We start from the raw sequence: 16,416 nt of genomic DNA, 5'->3' as shown, positions 1-16,416 counted from the left end.
GTGATCGGTCTTTCAGGTCAGCGATCAGACCGCCAGATCGTGAGCATGGAACTCGGTGACGCCAACCAGCTGGATTTCAAAGTCCGCATGCAGGTCAGCGTTGACGTTGCCGGACAGCACATGATCAGCAAAACGCAGCTGGCCAGCGCCGGTGAACTCGCCGCTGCCGATGAAGCTGAAAGCATCAAGCGCTTTGGTGTCCACGTTGGCATCCATCTTCAGGAAGCTCAGTTTGTCGCCTTGCTGGCTATTGAAGTCGGTGATCACGTCGCTGTTGTGGCCTTTGCCCATTTCCGACAGGTTATTGAACACGAAACGGTCAGCGCCGCTACCGCCAGTCATGATATCGGCGCCCTGACCGCCCACCAGTTTGTCATTGCCCGCGCCGCCGAACAGAACGTTGTCCGCATCATTGCCAGTCAGGGTGTTGTCGCGATCATTGCCCAATACGGTGAACGCGCCCTCGCCTTTGAGGTGAACATTCTCGAAGTTCGCCAACGTCCCGGCATTGAGGTTGATGACCTGTGCGATAGCGGAGGTATTGTCGTAGGTGATCTTCAGCGTATCGACGCCCTGATCGGCCTTTTCCTGAACCAGGTCCAGTTCGCCTGCCTGATCGATGACGTAGGTATCGTTGCCCAGCCCGCCGATCATGGTATCCAGACCGCCGCGACCATTGAGCACGTTATCCAGTTCGTTGCCGATCAGCGTGTCATTGAAAGCGGAACCTATGGCGTTTTCGATGTGCGCCCCGTAGGCGATCGCCAGACCGGAATTCATCGACGTCGGTGCATCAGGGTTCGCGTTGTAATCGAGAAACGCCTTGCCGATGGTGCTGAACTCACCCTCGTTGAGGTTGATTTTCACCGATGCTTCCTGATTGCTGGCATCAATGGTGTCTTTGCCGCCAGCGTCCCAGATGGTCTCGAATACCGACTGCCCAGGTGCCCATTTGTAGACGTCGTCGCCAGTGTGATAGTGGGTGTTGGCACCGTATATAAACTGCATGGCCGCAACATCGAGCAACATCGGTGTGGTGGGCTTGAAGCTGTAATTGTTGGTGTAGCTCATGATGGTGTAACGCGCATCTTCGAATTTGGCATCGAGCAGAACGTCGTTGTACTGCGAGGCTTCGAACGAATGCTTCAAGCCCAGTGCATGACCGGTTTCATGCATGAACGTGAGGTAATCATCCGTGCCCTTGGCAGGATCGGCCGCGTTGACGTTCGGCCCGATCCAGACATCGCCGGAGCGGCCCAGTGTACCCGGCGCATAAGCCTGGCCAAACTCGGTGCCTTGCAGACCCTTGAAGCCGCCGAAACGGATGTCTCCGACATTATCGGGTGTGTCCTGAACCTCGGTGAACTTGATATCAGCCACCGCACTCCAGGCATCCAGTGCGCTTTTTGCGGCTGCCGCCTGGGCGTCGGTCAGCGAATAGGCATCACCAGGCTCCTGCGAGCGACTGTAGTCAGTGGCGTAGACGGAGTCGGCCCGATGAAAACTGTAAGTCAGATGGGTACCGGACGAGTCCCCGAGCCAGAATGGCCCCCATAACAGGCTGGTGACTCGGTCGTCAGTAGCTCCGTCGGGCAGAAGTTCGGCAGGGCTTGATTCATTTGGGCCGGGCATTGGCGTTGCTCCAGAAGAATACGGGACGTTATTAATGGGCTCACGATCTTTGCCAAGGCAAAAACCGGACGGCAGTTTATTACACAGCACGCATAATATGGACACAATAAGTTACAAATACAGCACTAAAAAGGGCCAGTTCGTTACTCTCGGCACCTACCAACTTCTTATGTCGAGCGAACTTTAACTTTTATTACAGGCGTCATTTAATGGTGCGCCGTTATATAGATTGTTCGAATCGGCGACGGCAGTAAGAAGTGAATGTTCCGAGGGTGTTCAAACACGGCCTTGACGCCCTTCCACTGCGCAGGATTTCTTCACTGCGAGTCGAGCGAGCAGGCTGAATAAAGGGGACATCGTGCAAACCTGTGCACGCCGAGCTGATTTATGCGGCGTATACCTTGCTGCACTCTATGGATCATAGGCATCATAAGACCCAATTTCATCCGATCGCGGTGCGCCCCATGACCCACCACCCTGCGCCACTTCCCGCCAGCGAGGAAGAACGAGTCCTGTCTCTCGAGCATCTCAGGATCCTGGACAGCGCTCCCGAGCAAGACTTCGACGATATTGTGCTGCTCGCCACCACATTGTGCGACGCACCCATCGCGCTGGTCTCGCTGGTTGACCGAGAGCGCCAGTGGTTCAAGGCCTGCATCGGCCTGGACGTGCAGGAGACGCACCGCGACCTGGCATTCTGCGCCCACGCCATCCTGCAGCCTTCCGATGTGCTGGTGGTTGAAGACGCGACCACTGATCCTCGCTTCAGAGAAAGCCCGCTGGTGCTCGGGCCTCCTTACATCCGCTTTTATGCAGGTGCGCCGATTCGTACCGAGGCCGGTCATGCAATGGGCACCGTCTGCGTGATCGATATCTGGCCGCGTGTACTGAGCGAACAGCAACGTCGTGCCCTGCTGGCACTGGCGCGGCAAACCGCAGCCCTGATGCAATACCGCCTGGTCTCGGAACAACGTGACCAGCACGCCGCCGAGCTGGCGCTGGGGCTCGAAAGCTCCCAGAGCCAAAGCCTGGCGCTGGAGCGCAATTTGCGTCAGTCGCAACGGGTGTCCTCACTGGGCATGCTCACCGCTAGCATCGCTCATGACTTCAACAACCTGCTTCAGGCTCTGAGCGCCAGCTTGCAACTGATCCGCATGCGCTCACGCCGCCCGACCGACGTCGAGACGCTCAGCGATACCGGACTGCGAGCGGTGGATCACGGTCGCCAACTGGTGACTCGCCTGCTCAACAGCGTTCGCCAGGACGGTTCCGAACTGATCTGCATCGATGTCAGCGAACGGATCGATGCCGCGCGTGATCTTCTGTTGCGTTCGGCGGGCGACACGCTGGAGCTGTCATTCGACCTATCCGCCCGAGGCTGGGGCGTGTTGTGCGCCGAAGCGCAATTGCATACCACCTTGTTGAATCTGCTGAGCAATGCGCGTGATGCAATTTCAGGCCCCGGCAAGGTGCATATCTCGACCCGGCTGGAGTCCGTCAAGGACGACCCGCAATTCCCGGAAGGCGATTATCTGGTACTCAGTGTGAAAGATAACGGTCCTGGCATGACCGCCGAGCTCAAGGAGCAGATGTTCGAACCCTTCTTCACAACCCGAAGTTCGGACCCGGGTGCCGGGCTTGGCCTTGTTCAGGTGCAGGAGTTTGCGGTAAATGCCGGCGGAGGCGCACGCGTCGAAACAGCACCGGGGAGTGGCACTACCGTGCATCTCTACTTGAGAATACTGGGCCCGATCAGTGCAACGAACGCACCAGCCCATATAACCGAACAATAACAACGGCTCATCGCCGGCGAGGCGTGGTGACTTCAGATACCCGTTAAATAAAAATGGCCGAACATTCACTGTTCGGCTTTTTTATTTTCTAACCCGCTTCATCCTGTCGCCGGGTGCCTCAAGGCCAATGGCGTCGAATGACCGCGTTGACCACTGGCTCAGCGTCAACCTTTAGCAACAGCGCATGAAAATCCGCCCGGGTGTTACGCAGGTGCTCGCGCGCGCCACTCCATCGCGTCACGACAGAGGCCAGAATCTCCACTGCGCCGGGCCCATCGCAACACCAGATCCCGGCATCACCAAACAGGTCGGCAAACGTCTCCCAGTGTTCATGCAACCGCGTCCGGGCGCCCGCTTCGAGCAGCCTCTCCAGACCATCGTCGGAACCTGCCAGCCAGCGCTGCGGGTAATCAATGATCCCGATGGCGGCGTAGCAATTGGCTGCAATGTAAACCAGCGCGCGTAGCGCTTGAGCACGCTGCGCGGACTTGCCAGGCAGAAGTCCGGAGTCGGGGTGCTCCAGGCCCAGATGAATCAGGATCGCAGCACTTTCAGTGAGCACCGCGCCATCGGCCAGCACCAGTGTGGGGACTTGCATCATCGGGTTGACCCGCCTCAATGCCTCCTTCCCAGGCCCCTCTTCCCACCCACAGGCTTCGCTCAGGGTAAAAGGCACCGAGCAACGCCGAAGCGCTATCTCGATCGCAGCCGAACCCGAACCTTGCGTGCCGAAAAGCGTATACATAGCAGTGCTCCTTGCCAGGTGCTGCAGGCTCGCTCCGCGCAGTCATACTGACGGAGGAGCGAACAAATGGGCGTGCATGAAATCAATGAAGACTCGCAGGCGCAGCGAAAGATGCTTGCTGGACGGCCAGAGCAATCTGAACGTTCCGGTATGCACCGTGTAGTCATCCAGGACAGGTATCAGCTCGCCGTTGCGAATGGCCGATAAAATCATGAAGTCCGGCAGACAGGCAATTCCCAACCCGGCCCGCGCGACGTCCACCAGAATCTCGGTGGTATTACACACCATGGCCTGGGGTAACTCGAGATCGTCGACGCCCGCCTCGCGACGCAGCGGCCAGTGTTCAAACCTTCCAGTGGAGGGAAACTTGTGCAACAGGCAGGCGTGCTGACTCAGGTCCCCAGGATGCCGGGGTATACCGTGCCGGGCAAAATAGTCCGGAGCGCCGACGATGCGCAACTGGAAACTGCCCATCCGCTTCGACATCAGCCCCGAGTCACCGGGATCGCCGGTGCGTAACACGATATCGAAGCCCTCCTCGATGATATCGACCATGCGATCCGAGAAATCGATGTCCAGTTCGATATCGGGATAGGTACGCATGAAGTCGATGATCACCGGCATCACCAGTCCGCTGACCAATGGCAAACTGATCCGCAACCTGCCCTTGGGCAAGTCTCTGGCATTGCTCAACTCCATTTCCGCCGCTTCCAGCTCCGACAGAATCCGGCGGCAACGCTCCAGGAATATCGAGCCTTCCAGCGTCAGGGCGATACTGCGCGTACTGCGATGAAAAAGGCGGACGCCGAGGCTCTCCTCCAGACGGCCAATACTCTTGCCGATTCCCGACGAAGAAATACCCAGGCGTTTTCCGGCCTGGGTAAAACTCCGCGTTTCAGCAACCAGAACGAACACGGCGATGCTTCCGAGCGATTCCAATACCCACTCCTATTCAGGACAACCCTGTCCTATACGTTCGGAACATAAGCCTGTTTTTGTTTGCGGGCGCAACCCCTAATCTCGCGGCAGGGCGATCGCTCTTGGATAAACGCGTGCACCACGGCAAAACCCGAGCACGCTTCACAGGGACATTGCACATGACCACAGCACACAGGGTTCAAACACAGCCCACTGCGGGACGATGGGGGCAACTGCTCGCCGCTTGCCTGACCGGCATTCTGATCCCGTTATGCTTCACGGGCCCTGCCGTGGTTCTGCCGTCGATAAACCAGGCACTGGGCGGATCAGCCGTCGAGCTGACCTGGGTCATCAACGCCTACATCCTGACCTACGGCAGCGCGATGATGGCCGCCGGGAGCCTGACGGATATCTACGGCAGAAAACGCGTCTGGTTGATCGGGCTGACGATCTTCGTGCTCTCCACCTTCGCCATTCCGGCAGCCTCCTCCGTCGTCCAGATCGACCTGCTCAGACTGGTGCAAGGCCTGGGTGGCGCGGCAGCGTTCGCCGGGGCGATGTCGTCGCTTGCCCAGACCTTTCATGGCGCCGACCGCACCCGAGTTTTCAGCCTGCTGGGCACCACGTTCGGTATAGGTCTGGCCTTCGGCCCTCTTGCAGCCGGCTCGCTTGTGGATTCGGCAGGCTGGAAATGGTCATTCCATGCAACAGCACTCATCGGCGTCGCGGGGTTCCTGCTGGTGCTGTTCAGCGCCACCGAGTCAAAGGATCCCGACGCCACAGGTATGGACTGGCCGGGCGCAATCAGTTTTACCGCAGCATTGACCCTGTTCACTTATGCCATTCTGCTCGCCCCTGAAGAGGGCTGGACCGATCCATTGGTGATGGGTGGCATCATCGGCTCACTGCTGCTGTTCTGGGTATTCATTGCGGTGGAGCGGCGCGTCGCCCGCCCCATGCTGGATCTCTCGTTGTTCAAGAGCGCGCGGTTTGTCGGCGTGCAGATTCTTGCAGCCACTCCCGCATTTTTCTTCGTCGTGCTGATCATCATGCTGCCAGCGCGCTTCATTGGTATCGACGGCCTCAGCGCCCTTGAAACCGGGCAGATGATGACAGCCCTGGCGGCGCCCCTGCTGATCGTGCCCCTGCTTGCCGCGCAGCTGGCACGTCGTTTCACGTCAGGACTGCTGTCCGGCGTCGGGCTGCTGCTGGTGGCGGCCGGCCTGTTATGGCTGGCGCTGGCACTGGACAGTGGCGCGATCAGGACAGCGTTGCTGCCGATGGCCTTGATCGGTATCGGTATCGGCCTGCCCTGGGGGCTGATGGACGGCATGGCGATCAGTGTCGTTGAAAAAGAACGCGCCGGCATGGCCACCGGCATCTTCAACGCGGTGCGCGTTTCGGCAGACGGGATCGCTATCGCAATCGCGGGTGCCCTGCTTGCAACGTTTATTCAATGGGGGCTTTTCGACGCACTCAAGGATGTCTCACCTGAGGTGGTCACCGAAGCGGCCAACCGCGCTGCCCTGGGCGATCTGCACAATGCGACAAGTCTTCTGTCCGGTCAGGCAGCGTTGCTGCACCAACAGTACGTCAGTGCCTTCCGCAATCTGCTGTTCATTCTAAGCGGCGCCACCGTGCTGACGGCCGTGGCGGTCTTTGCGCTGCTTGGTCGCGTACGCGCTCATGAAGAACCGCCCATAGAGCCCTCCGACACGCTTGAACTGGCGGGTGAAACCAAGTGAGTCCCTATGAAATACCAGGCGCAAAGCGGCATCCAGCCTTTGCAAAGGTGTTCGCGCCGGGTCATCTCACGTTCGGGTTGATTGCGCCACTGGAGGGCTACCCCGACTCCGCAGCGCCGACCATGAAAGACCATCTGGCCCTCGCCATTCAGGCCGACAAGGCCGGTTTCGCCGCGCTGTGGCTGCGCGACGTACCGCTTCTCGATCCGGGGTTCGGCGACGCCGGTCAGGTGTTCGATCCTTTTGTCTACGCCGCGCTGCTGTCTGCCGTCACCCGGCAAATCTGCATCGGCACGGCAGGTATCATATTGACGTTGCGCAATCCGCTGATGGTTGCCAAACAGGCGTGCAGCGTCGACGTGTTGCTTGAGGGGCGCTTCCTGCTGGGTTTGTCTACCGGGGACAGGCCCGGCGAATACCCCGCGTTCGGCGAGCAGTTCGACACCCGAGCAGAACGCTTCAGAGACGGCGTCGAACTGCTGCACGCGGTGACCGAGCAGTCTTTTCCAGTGTTCAGATCGCGCCATTACGGACAACTCAATGGCGCGCTGGACCTACTGCCGAAACCGCTTTTCGGGCGGCTGCCGATGCTTGCCATCGGCCGCTGTCAGCAGGACATCAAATGGCTGGCCAATCACATGGATGGCTGGATATGGCATCAGAGCGGCTTCGACACCTTGCCTGAAGTGATCAATCATTGGCGCAGTGCCAATGAGCAAAGGCACTTCAAGCCCTACGGCTATGCGACGTTCTTCGATCTGGACGAGAACAAGGACGCGCCAATGAAAGTCGGCCGCGGAATCAGTACCGGGCGCAACGCCCTCATCGCCTTGTGGCAGCGTCAGCGCGAACAGGGTGTTTCGCATGTTGCGCTGAACCTCAAGCCCCTGAGGCGTCCGGCCACAGAAGTGTTGCAAGAGCTGGAAGAGTATGTGCTGCCGTACTTCCCGACCCGCCGGGGTGATCATGCCTGACCGACTACTTGGTCGGCACGGCCACCGCAGGTTCAGGACTTAGCAAGGACGAATGATCCAACTACCGACCTGGGAGGTCACGATGCGCGCTGAAAAATCCTATCCGATAAAAACCAACCCGATGCGCAGCAGCCCGAACAAGATACATCTGGGTGTTTTCTCCACCAATACCGAGGGTGGCTGCACCGTCACCAATGCGCCTGAACGCCTGCGCGGAGACGATTGGGCTGGCAATCTGGAAATCGCCCGGATTGCCGACGATGCGGGGTTTGAGGCCTTCATACCGGTAGGCCGCTGGAAAGGTTTCGGCGGTACCAACAATACCGGCGGTGTCTGTTTCGAAACCTATACCTGGGCTGCCGGGATTGCAGCGCTGACCAGTCAGATCGCGGTCTTCACCACCTCGCACTTGCCCACCGTACACCCGCTGTTCGCGGCCAAACAAGCGGTGACCATCGACCACATCAGCGGCGGGCGCTTCGGGCTGAATATCCTCTGCGGCTGGTATGGCGCGGAAATGCGCATGTTCAGCGGCCACATGATGGAGCACGACAAACGCTACGACTATGCAGAAGAGTGGTTGCACATTGCAAAAAATGCCTGGGAGCAGCAGACCCCGTTCGACTTCAAAGGCGAGTATTTCAACATCTGCGGCGCAATCTCGCAGCCACAACCCTTGAATAAACCCTACCTGATCAATGCCGGAGGGTCGCCGCGCGGCAAACTATTCTGTGCAGAACATTGCGACGCCGCGTTCCTGATCGTCAAACATCTGGACGGCGAACAAGCGGTGCGTGAGCAGATTGCATCCTACAAGGACCTGGCGAAACAGAAGTTCGGCCGTGACATAAAGATATGGTGTTATGGCTACGTGGTGCAGAAGGACACGCAAGAGGAAGCAGACGCTTACCTGGACTATTACGCCAATCAGGTGGGTGACGATGAGGGCTGCGACATCATCACCGGCGAGCTGGGTATCCAGACCGGCATTTTCACCCCCGAAGACGCCGTGCGTTTCCGTTTCCACTTCAAGGCCGGATTCGCCGGGGTGCCACTGGTGGGCACACCCGAGAAGATCGTGGAGCTGTTCAGGAAATACTCTGACTGGGGGATCGACGGCATTGCCCTGACGTGGCTCGATTACCACGAGGGTATAAAGGACTTCGTGAGAGAAACACTGCCACTGATGGAAGACGCGGGCCTGCGTGAATCCAGAGTGGTGGAGGCGATTACTTCGAAGGTGTCCGCAGAAGTAGCCTGATGGCCAGGCCGCCCTGGCAGTGCTGGCCAGGGCGGCCTTATCCGAACAGCTTAAAGGGCCAACATGCGTTGCGGATTCAACAGAGTCACCTCGGTGCGGCGCTCGCCGCTCAAGCCGAACGCGTCGAACCACTGCCCGCTCAGCGACAGCCACTCGTGGACATCGACCTGACTGGTCTGCCCCAGGTCCGAGCTGTAGACCACATTGCCGACATGACTCAACACATCGCTGAAATCCTGCCGGTCCTGATAGCCCAGCAAGTACGTCAGTGCGGTCTGCTCGATGTAGACCGATGGCTCTGTGCCGATCAGCGCAAGCTCGGCCGCGTCTAGACCGGTCAACGGATTGGCAGGCTGGTTGAGCATCAACCTCGGCACACCGATCCGCAGCGCTTCGTCGATCAGCGTCCTGACTTCATCGGCATCGGCATGCCCGGTCGAGATCACCAGCGGATAGTCACGCGCCATTCTCAGAATATCCAGCGCCTGTGGCGTCAGACGGCCGTTCTCCGATGTCACTCTGGCAGGCTTGATGGGCTTGTCCCGCAACAACGGATGGCTCAGGTTGCGGGCCAGCGTGCTGGCATGCGTTCTGCCGGTCACGGTTGGCAAATGAACCATGAAACGCCCCGGCTCATCGCCACGCACACAGAGGCTGCGCTCGACCACCCGATAGTCGATGCCGCCGGCAATCTCGTTCAGGACCACTGAGCCGCTGACCGGAAAACCCTGATCGCGCGCTTCCCACGCCTGGGCTGCCGTACACCCCAGATGATTCTTCAGCACCACCCTGCCCTGTGCCCGCGCGTAGCACCTGCCCGCCTCGATCGCACCATGACGACGAATGAACGCGTCAGGATTGGCGTGGTAATGCACATCGATGAAGTTCAGCGCGTCGACCTGGCTCATTGCACACACTCCTGGCGGGTCATCAGGAACGCGTCGATGCTGTCCAGCACCTGCTTCAGGTCATCCGCCAGAGGACGCATCCCGCCCCCCTCCACGCACAGCGAGCGTTGCTTCCGGCCACGGGTACGCAGCACATTGCGCACGCCCACCAACTGCGACTTTTCGCCGAACACGCTCAACACACGCCCCTGGTAATCGAGCAGGCATTCACTGAGATCCACACCAGCCAGCAACCGGAAACCCACTGTCAGGCGCTGCCCCTGCATCGAAAGCGTCGCGTCACTCTCGTGGCCGGCTGGGTCCGCTCGTTCATGGACCTGCCCGTCAGGCAATACCAGGTTGTCCAACAGATGCCTGGCTTGCTCGACATGCCCCTGTTCGGCCAGGTCTGCCATATGTCCCAGCCTGGAATCGAGTAACCCGTCGGCCTTGGCCGGGGAAGACAGCAGCAGCAAAGCAGGTGTCGACTGCAGAAATGAAGTGCCTGCCAGTGCCTGCACCAATGCACCACCCAGGGCAACGCCGACCAGTACATCCGGCACACCCCACTGCTCGAGCGCGCAGGCCCAGCGCTCGGTAAAGGCACCAAAGTCCTCGTCTGGTACGACAGGTAGCGACAGGGAATCAAAGACCGTGACCTGAAAACCGGCCGCGGTGAAATGCTCGATCAGCGGTTGGGCAAAACCACCCTCGTCCCAGACCGGCATCACCGGTGACAAAATAAAGACGCGCGAATGCCCGACACCAAAGGTCCGGAAGGTCATGCAATGACTCATGGCTTTTGCTCCTGCAAAAAGAACAAGACCCGCCTAGTCGAGCGGGTCCGGTCGTTGCTCCATCGTGAGGGCTCAATCGTGAAGGCTCAGCGGGGCGTGCGAAGGCGTTCGACACTGGCGGCATACCCGCGCAAGGTCGACTCGACAATCAGTTGTGCGGGAAGCACCTCCTTGATCAGGTCCGCGACTTCGCCTGCCCAGATGGCCCGGATACTGACATCGTCGGCCGCCAGCGCGGCTTCATAGTCCAGGCGCAGTTGACCGGCTGGCGCAGCGAAAGCCTGCTCCTCACCCACCCAGCTAGCGGAAAAGTCATTGCCGATCACACGTCCGCTGTAGCCCTCGGGCCAATCGATGCCGCGCACCTGATCGAAGATCCGGGTTCGCACCGTATCGCTCGCGACCGCCTGCAGCAGTCTCTGTTTTACCCGTTCGGAAGGCAGTGCCTCCTGTGAAGCCAGAAAGCGCGTACCCATCATCACGCCGTCCATGCCGAGCGCCAGCGCAGCAGCCATGCCACGCCCGTCGGCGATCCCGCCGGCACCGATCAGCACGACATGCTCACCCACAGCGTCGCGGACCGCCGGAAACAGCGGCAATGAAGCGCGGCGCAAACTGTGACCACCCGCCTCGGCACCTTGCACGATCAGCGCATCGGCACCGGCGTCCAGCGCTTCAAGCGCCTGGTCGACGTCATGCACCTGAACGATGACTTTGGCATTGGCCTGATGGATGGGCCTGACGAAAGGACGTACATCACCAAACGACAGGGCAACCACCGCCGGACGATACTCCAGCGCCAGAAGAAGCAATTCGAACTGTTTGGCCACGGTAAACATGACCAGGCCTACGCCCCAAGGCTGCTGCACCTCTCGCATCATCTCCAGTTCACGCGCCATCCATTGCGGGTCGCCGTAACTGGCACCCACCAGACCAAGGCCACCGGCACGGGAAACCGCAGCCGCCAGACGCCCACCGGAAGCGCCGCCCATGGGCGCCAGAATCAGCGGGTGGTCAATGCCCAGAAGTGAGGTCAGTGCTGTATTGATCGTGGTCATCGCATAATCCCTGTGCAATCCGAGTGAATATCAGACGAAGGCGGCCTGTGCGCCGCCCTCTTCTGCCGGTCGTGGCTCAGCCGGCCTTTTGTAAGGCAATTTCAGGGGTGATGTACTCGGCTATGTTGTACAGGTGATATTCCCAGGTACCGGTTTCTTTCAACCGGGAATAGCGCGACAGAAACTCTGCGTCGGTAAACAGCGACTCGAACTGGCTGCGATCGCTCCATTGCGCCTGATTGATAACGGTCTTGCCGTCGATGCTTCTCATCAATCGGCTCCATTTGAAGGCACTGTAAGTGCGTGCCACGTAACTGACCGTCTCTTCAAGAATCTGAATGGCCAGATCCTGAGCCCCCTCATTTACCTGTACGACATTGATCAGATAAACCGCGTTGTCATCGCTGACGGATTGGGCGTCGAACAATTCCATTTTCATCATCATTTCCATTCAAGTGGGAAGGCAGATCAGTTCACGCCTGCGAAGGCATCGCGACGCTGATTTTTTCAGCGTCAGTCAGCCAGGGCTGGTCGTAGCGATAGGTGCTGCGGGCTTTTTCCAGCGTCCAGCCAGCCGATATGGCTTCGATGATGCGGCGTTCTGTCTGCTCGACTGCCTGGGCACGGCGTACAACCTCGACAGCCAGTTGCTGGGGAATCACAACACAGCCGCTGCCATCACACACCAGAAGGTCGCCGGGCCGGACTGTTACGCCATTGATGAGCAGAGGCACTTGTACAGCCTGGAGTTGAGCGCGGTTCTTTGCCGACTGCATGAAACGCCCGCGACTGAACAATGGGTAACGGCACTCGATGACCGTATCGATATCGCGTGCCACGCCATCGATCACAGTGCCCTTGATACCATTGGCCAACGCGAAGTGGGTCATGATGTCGCCCCATACCGTGCAGTCCTGGCGTCCGTTGTTTGAGGAAACAATCACCGCACCGGCCGGTACATGATCGATATAGTTGGCAGCCCCCTTGAATAGCGCAGAGGCATCGACCGGCTCGTACTGCACGGTAAATGCGATGCCTACGCAACGAGTGCCAGGTACTTGCGAGGCAATACCCGAAAGCCCGCCGTCGACCCCCAGGCTGTCCAGCGCGTCAGACAAGGACGCAGTGTCGAGATGTTCACATGCCTCCAGCACGGCTTGCGCAATGGGTACAGCTTCAAAGTGCGCTGACATGACGTTCTCCCTGTGCTACAACCTGTTCGTTGCCATACCCGAACGTGCGGGACTGCAACTCGATGCACTGCGTAACGATCGCTTCGCCCACTTGAGCCGTGGTATGGGAACCGCCGAGGTCATATGTGCGTGTGGATGTGCGAGAAACCAGGCTGACGGCCTGGCTGATACACGCCGACTCGGCCGGGAACCCTAAATGGTCCAGCATCAGCGCGATGGCCATGAACATCGCGCCGGGGTTGGCCTTGTTCAACCCCGCATGGGCAGGCGCGCTGCCGTGTACCGGTTCGAAATAAGCCCCTGAATTGCCGAAGTTGCCACTGGGCGCAAACCCCAGACCTCCCATGACTCCGGCGCCGAGATCGGAAAGAATATCGCCGAACATGTTCTCGGCAACGATCACCCCGAAGCGCTCGGGACGCTGCACCATCCACAGGGCAACCGCATCGACATTCTCGATGACCCCGGTCACGTCCGGATACCGCTGAGCTGTTGCTTCGAAGATGCCCCGTGCAAAGGCGCTGCTGTGCCGCAGGACCATGGGTTTGTCGACAAACGTGACCCGCGTGAAGTGGTTCTTGCGGGCGTACTCGAAGGCGTATTCGAAAATACGCGTCAGGCCACTTCGCGTCTGCAGGCGCAACGTCACCGTCGCATCATCCTGCCCTTCTCGCTGCCACGCCGCGCCAAGGGCTTCCCGCTCTTCGAGCAGGGGCACCAGTGCATCCGGGATACAACCGAAGTCCAGCCCCGCATAAAGCCCTTCGGTGTTTTCCCTGATCACGACAAAGCGAAATCTGTTTTCGCCGGTCATGTCAGTGACCGGGCGTACATTGGCGTACAGGTCAAGATTCTGCCTGAGCTGAATGACCGGGCTGACATAGCGGCGGTTCTGGCCCTGAAGCGCCAGTGGCAACTCTGCTTCGGCCTCTGCCAGAGGTTTGCTGGTGATTGCGCCAAGCAATGTCGCGTCGCAACCGGCCATGATCTCCCAGGTCCGGGCCGGAACGGTTTCCCCCTCGGCCCTCCAGCATTCCCAACCGATGTCCGCCGCAATCAGATCGAATGGCAGGTTCAACGCCGCAATCACCGGCAGTGCCGCCTCCATGACCTCAATGCCGATCCCGTCACCGGGCAAGACACATATGCGCTTTCGGAGCATTTGAGTGGTCATAGCGCGACTCCCTTCGCGCCGTTCGGCAAGCCGGTGGCGATGGTCGACAACACCGCTCGCGGCGCGAGGCGCGCCACCTTGTCCTGCTGATACATGACCTCGATCGCTCGGTACTCGGAGGTCAACTGAAAGCGCTCGAGGGTGTCCCGCACGCGTTGACTGCTGTCATAGGGGAAGTTGTAAGTGCCCAGAATGACATCCATCAGCGGGCTGGGCATATTGTTGTGCGGTACCGCGCGGGCCGTGGCTTCCGACAGCTCCATCAGTTTCACCAGGTCATAACCATGACTGACGCCCGTACGCTCCAGGTAGGCAACCAGCATACTCAGGTGAAGATTACCGGCCCCTTTGCCCATGCCGCATATGGACGTGTCAATGTATTCAGCGCCGGCTTCTATGGCAGCCGCTGCATTCGCCAGCGCCAACGACAGATTGTTATGCGCGTGAAAGCCCAGCGGCACCAACAGCCGGCTTGAGAGACGACTGAACAGTCGGTCTACATCGGCTGGCAACATGTGGCCATTGGAATCCGCACAGCAAACGATATCTGCGCCGGCCCCCTCCGCGCGCACTGCCGTATCAAGCACGCTGCCTGGCGTCTGCGAGGTGACATGCGTCACATTGGCGCTGACACTGAAGCCGTGATCGCGAGCCAGCGACAAGGTCACAAGCCCCTCATCCAGTTGATCGCGCCTCAAACAGACGCGGATCATCGAAACGCCCTGCTCCTTGAGCATGGCGAAGTCATCCTTGGTGATGTTTCTGGGGTGAACCATGACGGCCAGTTCGATACGGCCGTTGGCCGCCTGCGCAATCTTTTCAATGAAGCCTGCGCCTACATCACTGGTCAGACCGTGCTCGCCTTTCGGGGCGAAGGATCCTTTGCAATAACCAATTTCGCAGAGGTCGACACCCGCACTGGCCAAGCCAGCGACCACTATCTGCGCCTGATCTTCTGTGAAGTTGAAGTTGTTACGATAACCACCGTCACGCAAGGTAACGTCGAGAATTTTTACGTCGGCCATGAGAATCTCCGGCTGTCCTTAGGGTGTCATCAGGGTGCTTGAGATGGTCTTGCCACTGCTTGAGTTTTTATAATTATCCAACAGCGCGCCATCTAACAAACCTTGCCGAGCCGACACCTTAACGTCTCGGAGTTTCGAGTCATGAACTGCTCCACTCGATATTGATCCTCGTCAAAACAGCCGAACTTGTAAACTGTCGATATTTGATGAGGGGATGGGAATTTTTTCACCGCAAGACTGTTTTACCGCCAACATGACCAGCGCGAACTCAGGCCTGCCTAGAGATAACAGCTTTCCACATAATTCATGGCAGCCTGGATGGAAGCCACCGCGCGCAAGTCTTCATGCACGCCGAGCCAGACATCGACTTCCAGCGGAGCCGACAACTCCACCCGGCACAGGCGATTATTGTCCTCTACGGCAAAACTGGGCAGTAACGCGATGCCCACACCGGTTTCCGCAGCACGAATTTGCAACTCCACCGTTTTGGCCTCCAGCACAAAGGGTCGATCACCGACGATATCCCTCAGCCATCCGTTCTGACTGTCACTCATCAGTTCATTGTCATAAGCAATAAACTCATAATGCTCCGGAGGGCGTTGCTCCAGATAAAAACGTGCGCAATAAAATGAAAAGGAAGCCGTGCCAATACGCCGCGCGACAATGCCGCTTTCAACAGGTTTGGAAAACCGTATACACAGGTCAGACTGGCAACTGGATAACGACGAATACTGGTGATCGCCCAACAAGCGCAACATAATGCCGGGATGCATCGCCCGAAACGCCCCCAATTGTGGCACCAGCTTCTCGACCGCCACCGACGGCGGCGCACTGATGGTCACCTCCACACCCTGCACCACCTGAGCCGCAACCGCGAGACGACCAACAGCCTGGGTCTGCGCCTCGATCTGTCGCCCGATCGCCGCCACACGTCGTCCCTCATCAGTCAGTTCATACAAACGCTTGCGACGGTCGACAAGCTTTACATTGAGAGACCTTTCCAGCGAAGCGATACGGCGCGAAACAGTGGCGTGCTCCACACCCAGTATCCTTGCAGCACCACTCAGGGAACTGACCGTGGAAAACATCACGAAGTAACGCAGGTCCTCCCAGTCAAAACAGATCCTGGGTTTTCTGAACAGGTTGTTAACCTCGAAGGTAGCCGATCCGTCCACTGGAGTCATTGTCATCCAAGCCTTATCCTTATGCGGTTC

Annotated in this window: 15 protein-coding genes; 4 read left to right on the top strand and 11 right to left on the bottom strand. The window is 58.9% G+C overall.

Annotation, left to right across the window (positions count from 1 at the left end):
- Positions 1-24: 24 nt before the first annotated feature.
- Positions 25-1,632 carry a M10 family metallopeptidase gene (locus JOE29_RS09850; RefSeq protein WP_096113639.1) on the bottom strand — a complete coding sequence of 536 codons (1,608 nt, stop codon included), beginning with the start codon at positions 1,630-1,632 and terminating at the stop codon, positions 25-27.
- A gap of 464 nt (positions 1,633-2,096) precedes the next feature.
- On the opposite strand from JOE29_RS09850, the gene JOE29_RS09845 reads away from it, so the two are divergent.
- Positions 2,097-3,425, top strand: coding sequence for an ATP-binding protein (locus JOE29_RS09845; protein ID WP_044313162.1), 1,329 nt, complete (start codon positions 2,097-2,099; stop codon positions 3,423-3,425).
- Between the two features lie 118 nt (positions 3,426-3,543).
- On the opposite strand, the gene JOE29_RS09840 is transcribed toward JOE29_RS09845, so the two are convergent.
- A complete protein-coding gene (locus JOE29_RS09840; RefSeq protein WP_210079448.1) occupies positions 3,544-4,170 on the bottom strand; it encodes a glutathione S-transferase in 627 nt (208 codons plus the stop codon).
- Between the two features lie 42 nt (positions 4,171-4,212).
- Positions 4,213-5,109 (bottom strand): LysR substrate-binding domain-containing protein, encoded by an 897-nt coding sequence (locus tag JOE29_RS09835; protein WP_046266026.1) that lies wholly within the window; start codon positions 5,107-5,109, stop codon positions 4,213-4,215.
- A 158-nt stretch (positions 5,110-5,267) separates the two neighbouring features.
- Here JOE29_RS09835 and JOE29_RS09830 point away from each other — a divergent pair, with 158 nt between their 5' ends.
- The 3 genes from JOE29_RS09830 (at position 5,268) to JOE29_RS09820 (ending at position 9,068) form a co-directional block, all read left to right on the top strand.
- Complete coding sequence (locus tag JOE29_RS09830; RefSeq protein ID WP_210079447.1) at positions 5,268-6,833, top strand: MFS transporter; 1,566 nt, start codon at positions 5,268-5,270, stop codon at positions 6,831-6,833.
- On the top strand, positions 6,830-7,807 hold the full coding sequence (locus JOE29_RS09825; RefSeq protein ID WP_099314520.1) for an LLM class oxidoreductase: 978 nt from the start codon (positions 6,830-6,832) through the stop codon (positions 7,805-7,807). Before JOE29_RS09830 ends, JOE29_RS09825 begins: the two co-directional genes overlap by 4 nt.
- A gap of 82 nt (positions 7,808-7,889) precedes the next feature.
- Positions 7,890-9,068: an LLM class flavin-dependent oxidoreductase gene (locus tag JOE29_RS09820; protein ID WP_210079446.1), complete on the top strand. Its 1,179-nt coding sequence runs from the start codon at positions 7,890-7,892 to the stop codon at positions 9,066-9,068.
- A 50-nt stretch (positions 9,069-9,118) separates the two neighbouring features.
- On the opposite strand, the gene JOE29_RS09815 is transcribed toward JOE29_RS09820, so the two are convergent.
- From JOE29_RS09815 to JOE29_RS09780, 8 genes are all read right to left on the bottom strand, one after another.
- Positions 9,119-9,976 carry a DUF6282 family protein gene (locus tag JOE29_RS09815; RefSeq protein WP_003315404.1) on the bottom strand — a complete coding sequence of 286 codons (858 nt, stop codon included), beginning with the start codon at positions 9,974-9,976 and terminating at the stop codon, positions 9,119-9,121.
- A complete protein-coding gene (locus JOE29_RS09810; protein ID WP_122255407.1) occupies positions 9,973-10,752 on the bottom strand; it encodes a hypothetical protein in 780 nt (259 codons plus the stop codon). Before JOE29_RS09810 ends, JOE29_RS09815 begins: the two co-directional genes overlap by 4 nt.
- An 86-nt stretch (positions 10,753-10,838) precedes the next feature.
- Positions 10,839-11,810 carry a nitronate monooxygenase gene (locus tag JOE29_RS09805; protein WP_210079445.1) on the bottom strand — a complete coding sequence of 324 codons (972 nt, stop codon included), beginning with the start codon at positions 11,808-11,810 and terminating at the stop codon, positions 10,839-10,841.
- 76 nt (positions 11,811-11,886) lie between these two features.
- Complete coding sequence (locus tag JOE29_RS09800) at positions 11,887-12,249, bottom strand: antibiotic biosynthesis monooxygenase (protein ID WP_210079444.1); 363 nt, start codon at positions 12,247-12,249, stop codon at positions 11,887-11,889.
- A 34-nt stretch (positions 12,250-12,283) separates the two neighbouring features.
- A complete protein-coding gene (locus tag JOE29_RS09795; protein WP_074997277.1) occupies positions 12,284-13,003 on the bottom strand; it encodes an RraA family protein in 720 nt (239 codons plus the stop codon).
- Complete coding sequence (locus tag JOE29_RS09790; RefSeq protein ID WP_210079443.1) at positions 12,987-14,177, bottom strand: isocitrate/isopropylmalate family dehydrogenase; 1,191 nt, start codon at positions 14,175-14,177, stop codon at positions 12,987-12,989. Before JOE29_RS09790 ends, JOE29_RS09795 begins: the two co-directional genes overlap by 17 nt.
- Positions 14,174-15,202, bottom strand: coding sequence for a nucleoid-structuring protein H-NS (locus JOE29_RS09785; RefSeq protein ID WP_024662326.1), 1,029 nt, complete (start codon positions 15,200-15,202; stop codon positions 14,174-14,176). The genes JOE29_RS09790 and JOE29_RS09785 overlap by 4 nt, the downstream gene beginning before the upstream one ends.
- A gap of 278 nt (positions 15,203-15,480) precedes the next feature.
- Complete coding sequence (locus tag JOE29_RS09780) at positions 15,481-16,392, bottom strand: LysR family transcriptional regulator (RefSeq protein ID WP_210079442.1); 912 nt, start codon at positions 16,390-16,392, stop codon at positions 15,481-15,483.
- Positions 16,393-16,416: the final 24 nt, after the last annotated feature.

It is taken from the genome of Pseudomonas sp. PvP009 (assembly GCF_017832995.1).
Taxonomy (GTDB): domain Bacteria; phylum Pseudomonadota; class Gammaproteobacteria; order Pseudomonadales; family Pseudomonadaceae; genus Aquipseudomonas; species Aquipseudomonas syringae.
Note: the sequence above shows the minus strand (reverse complement) of the source record. Positions and strands in the feature narration are given on the sequence as shown.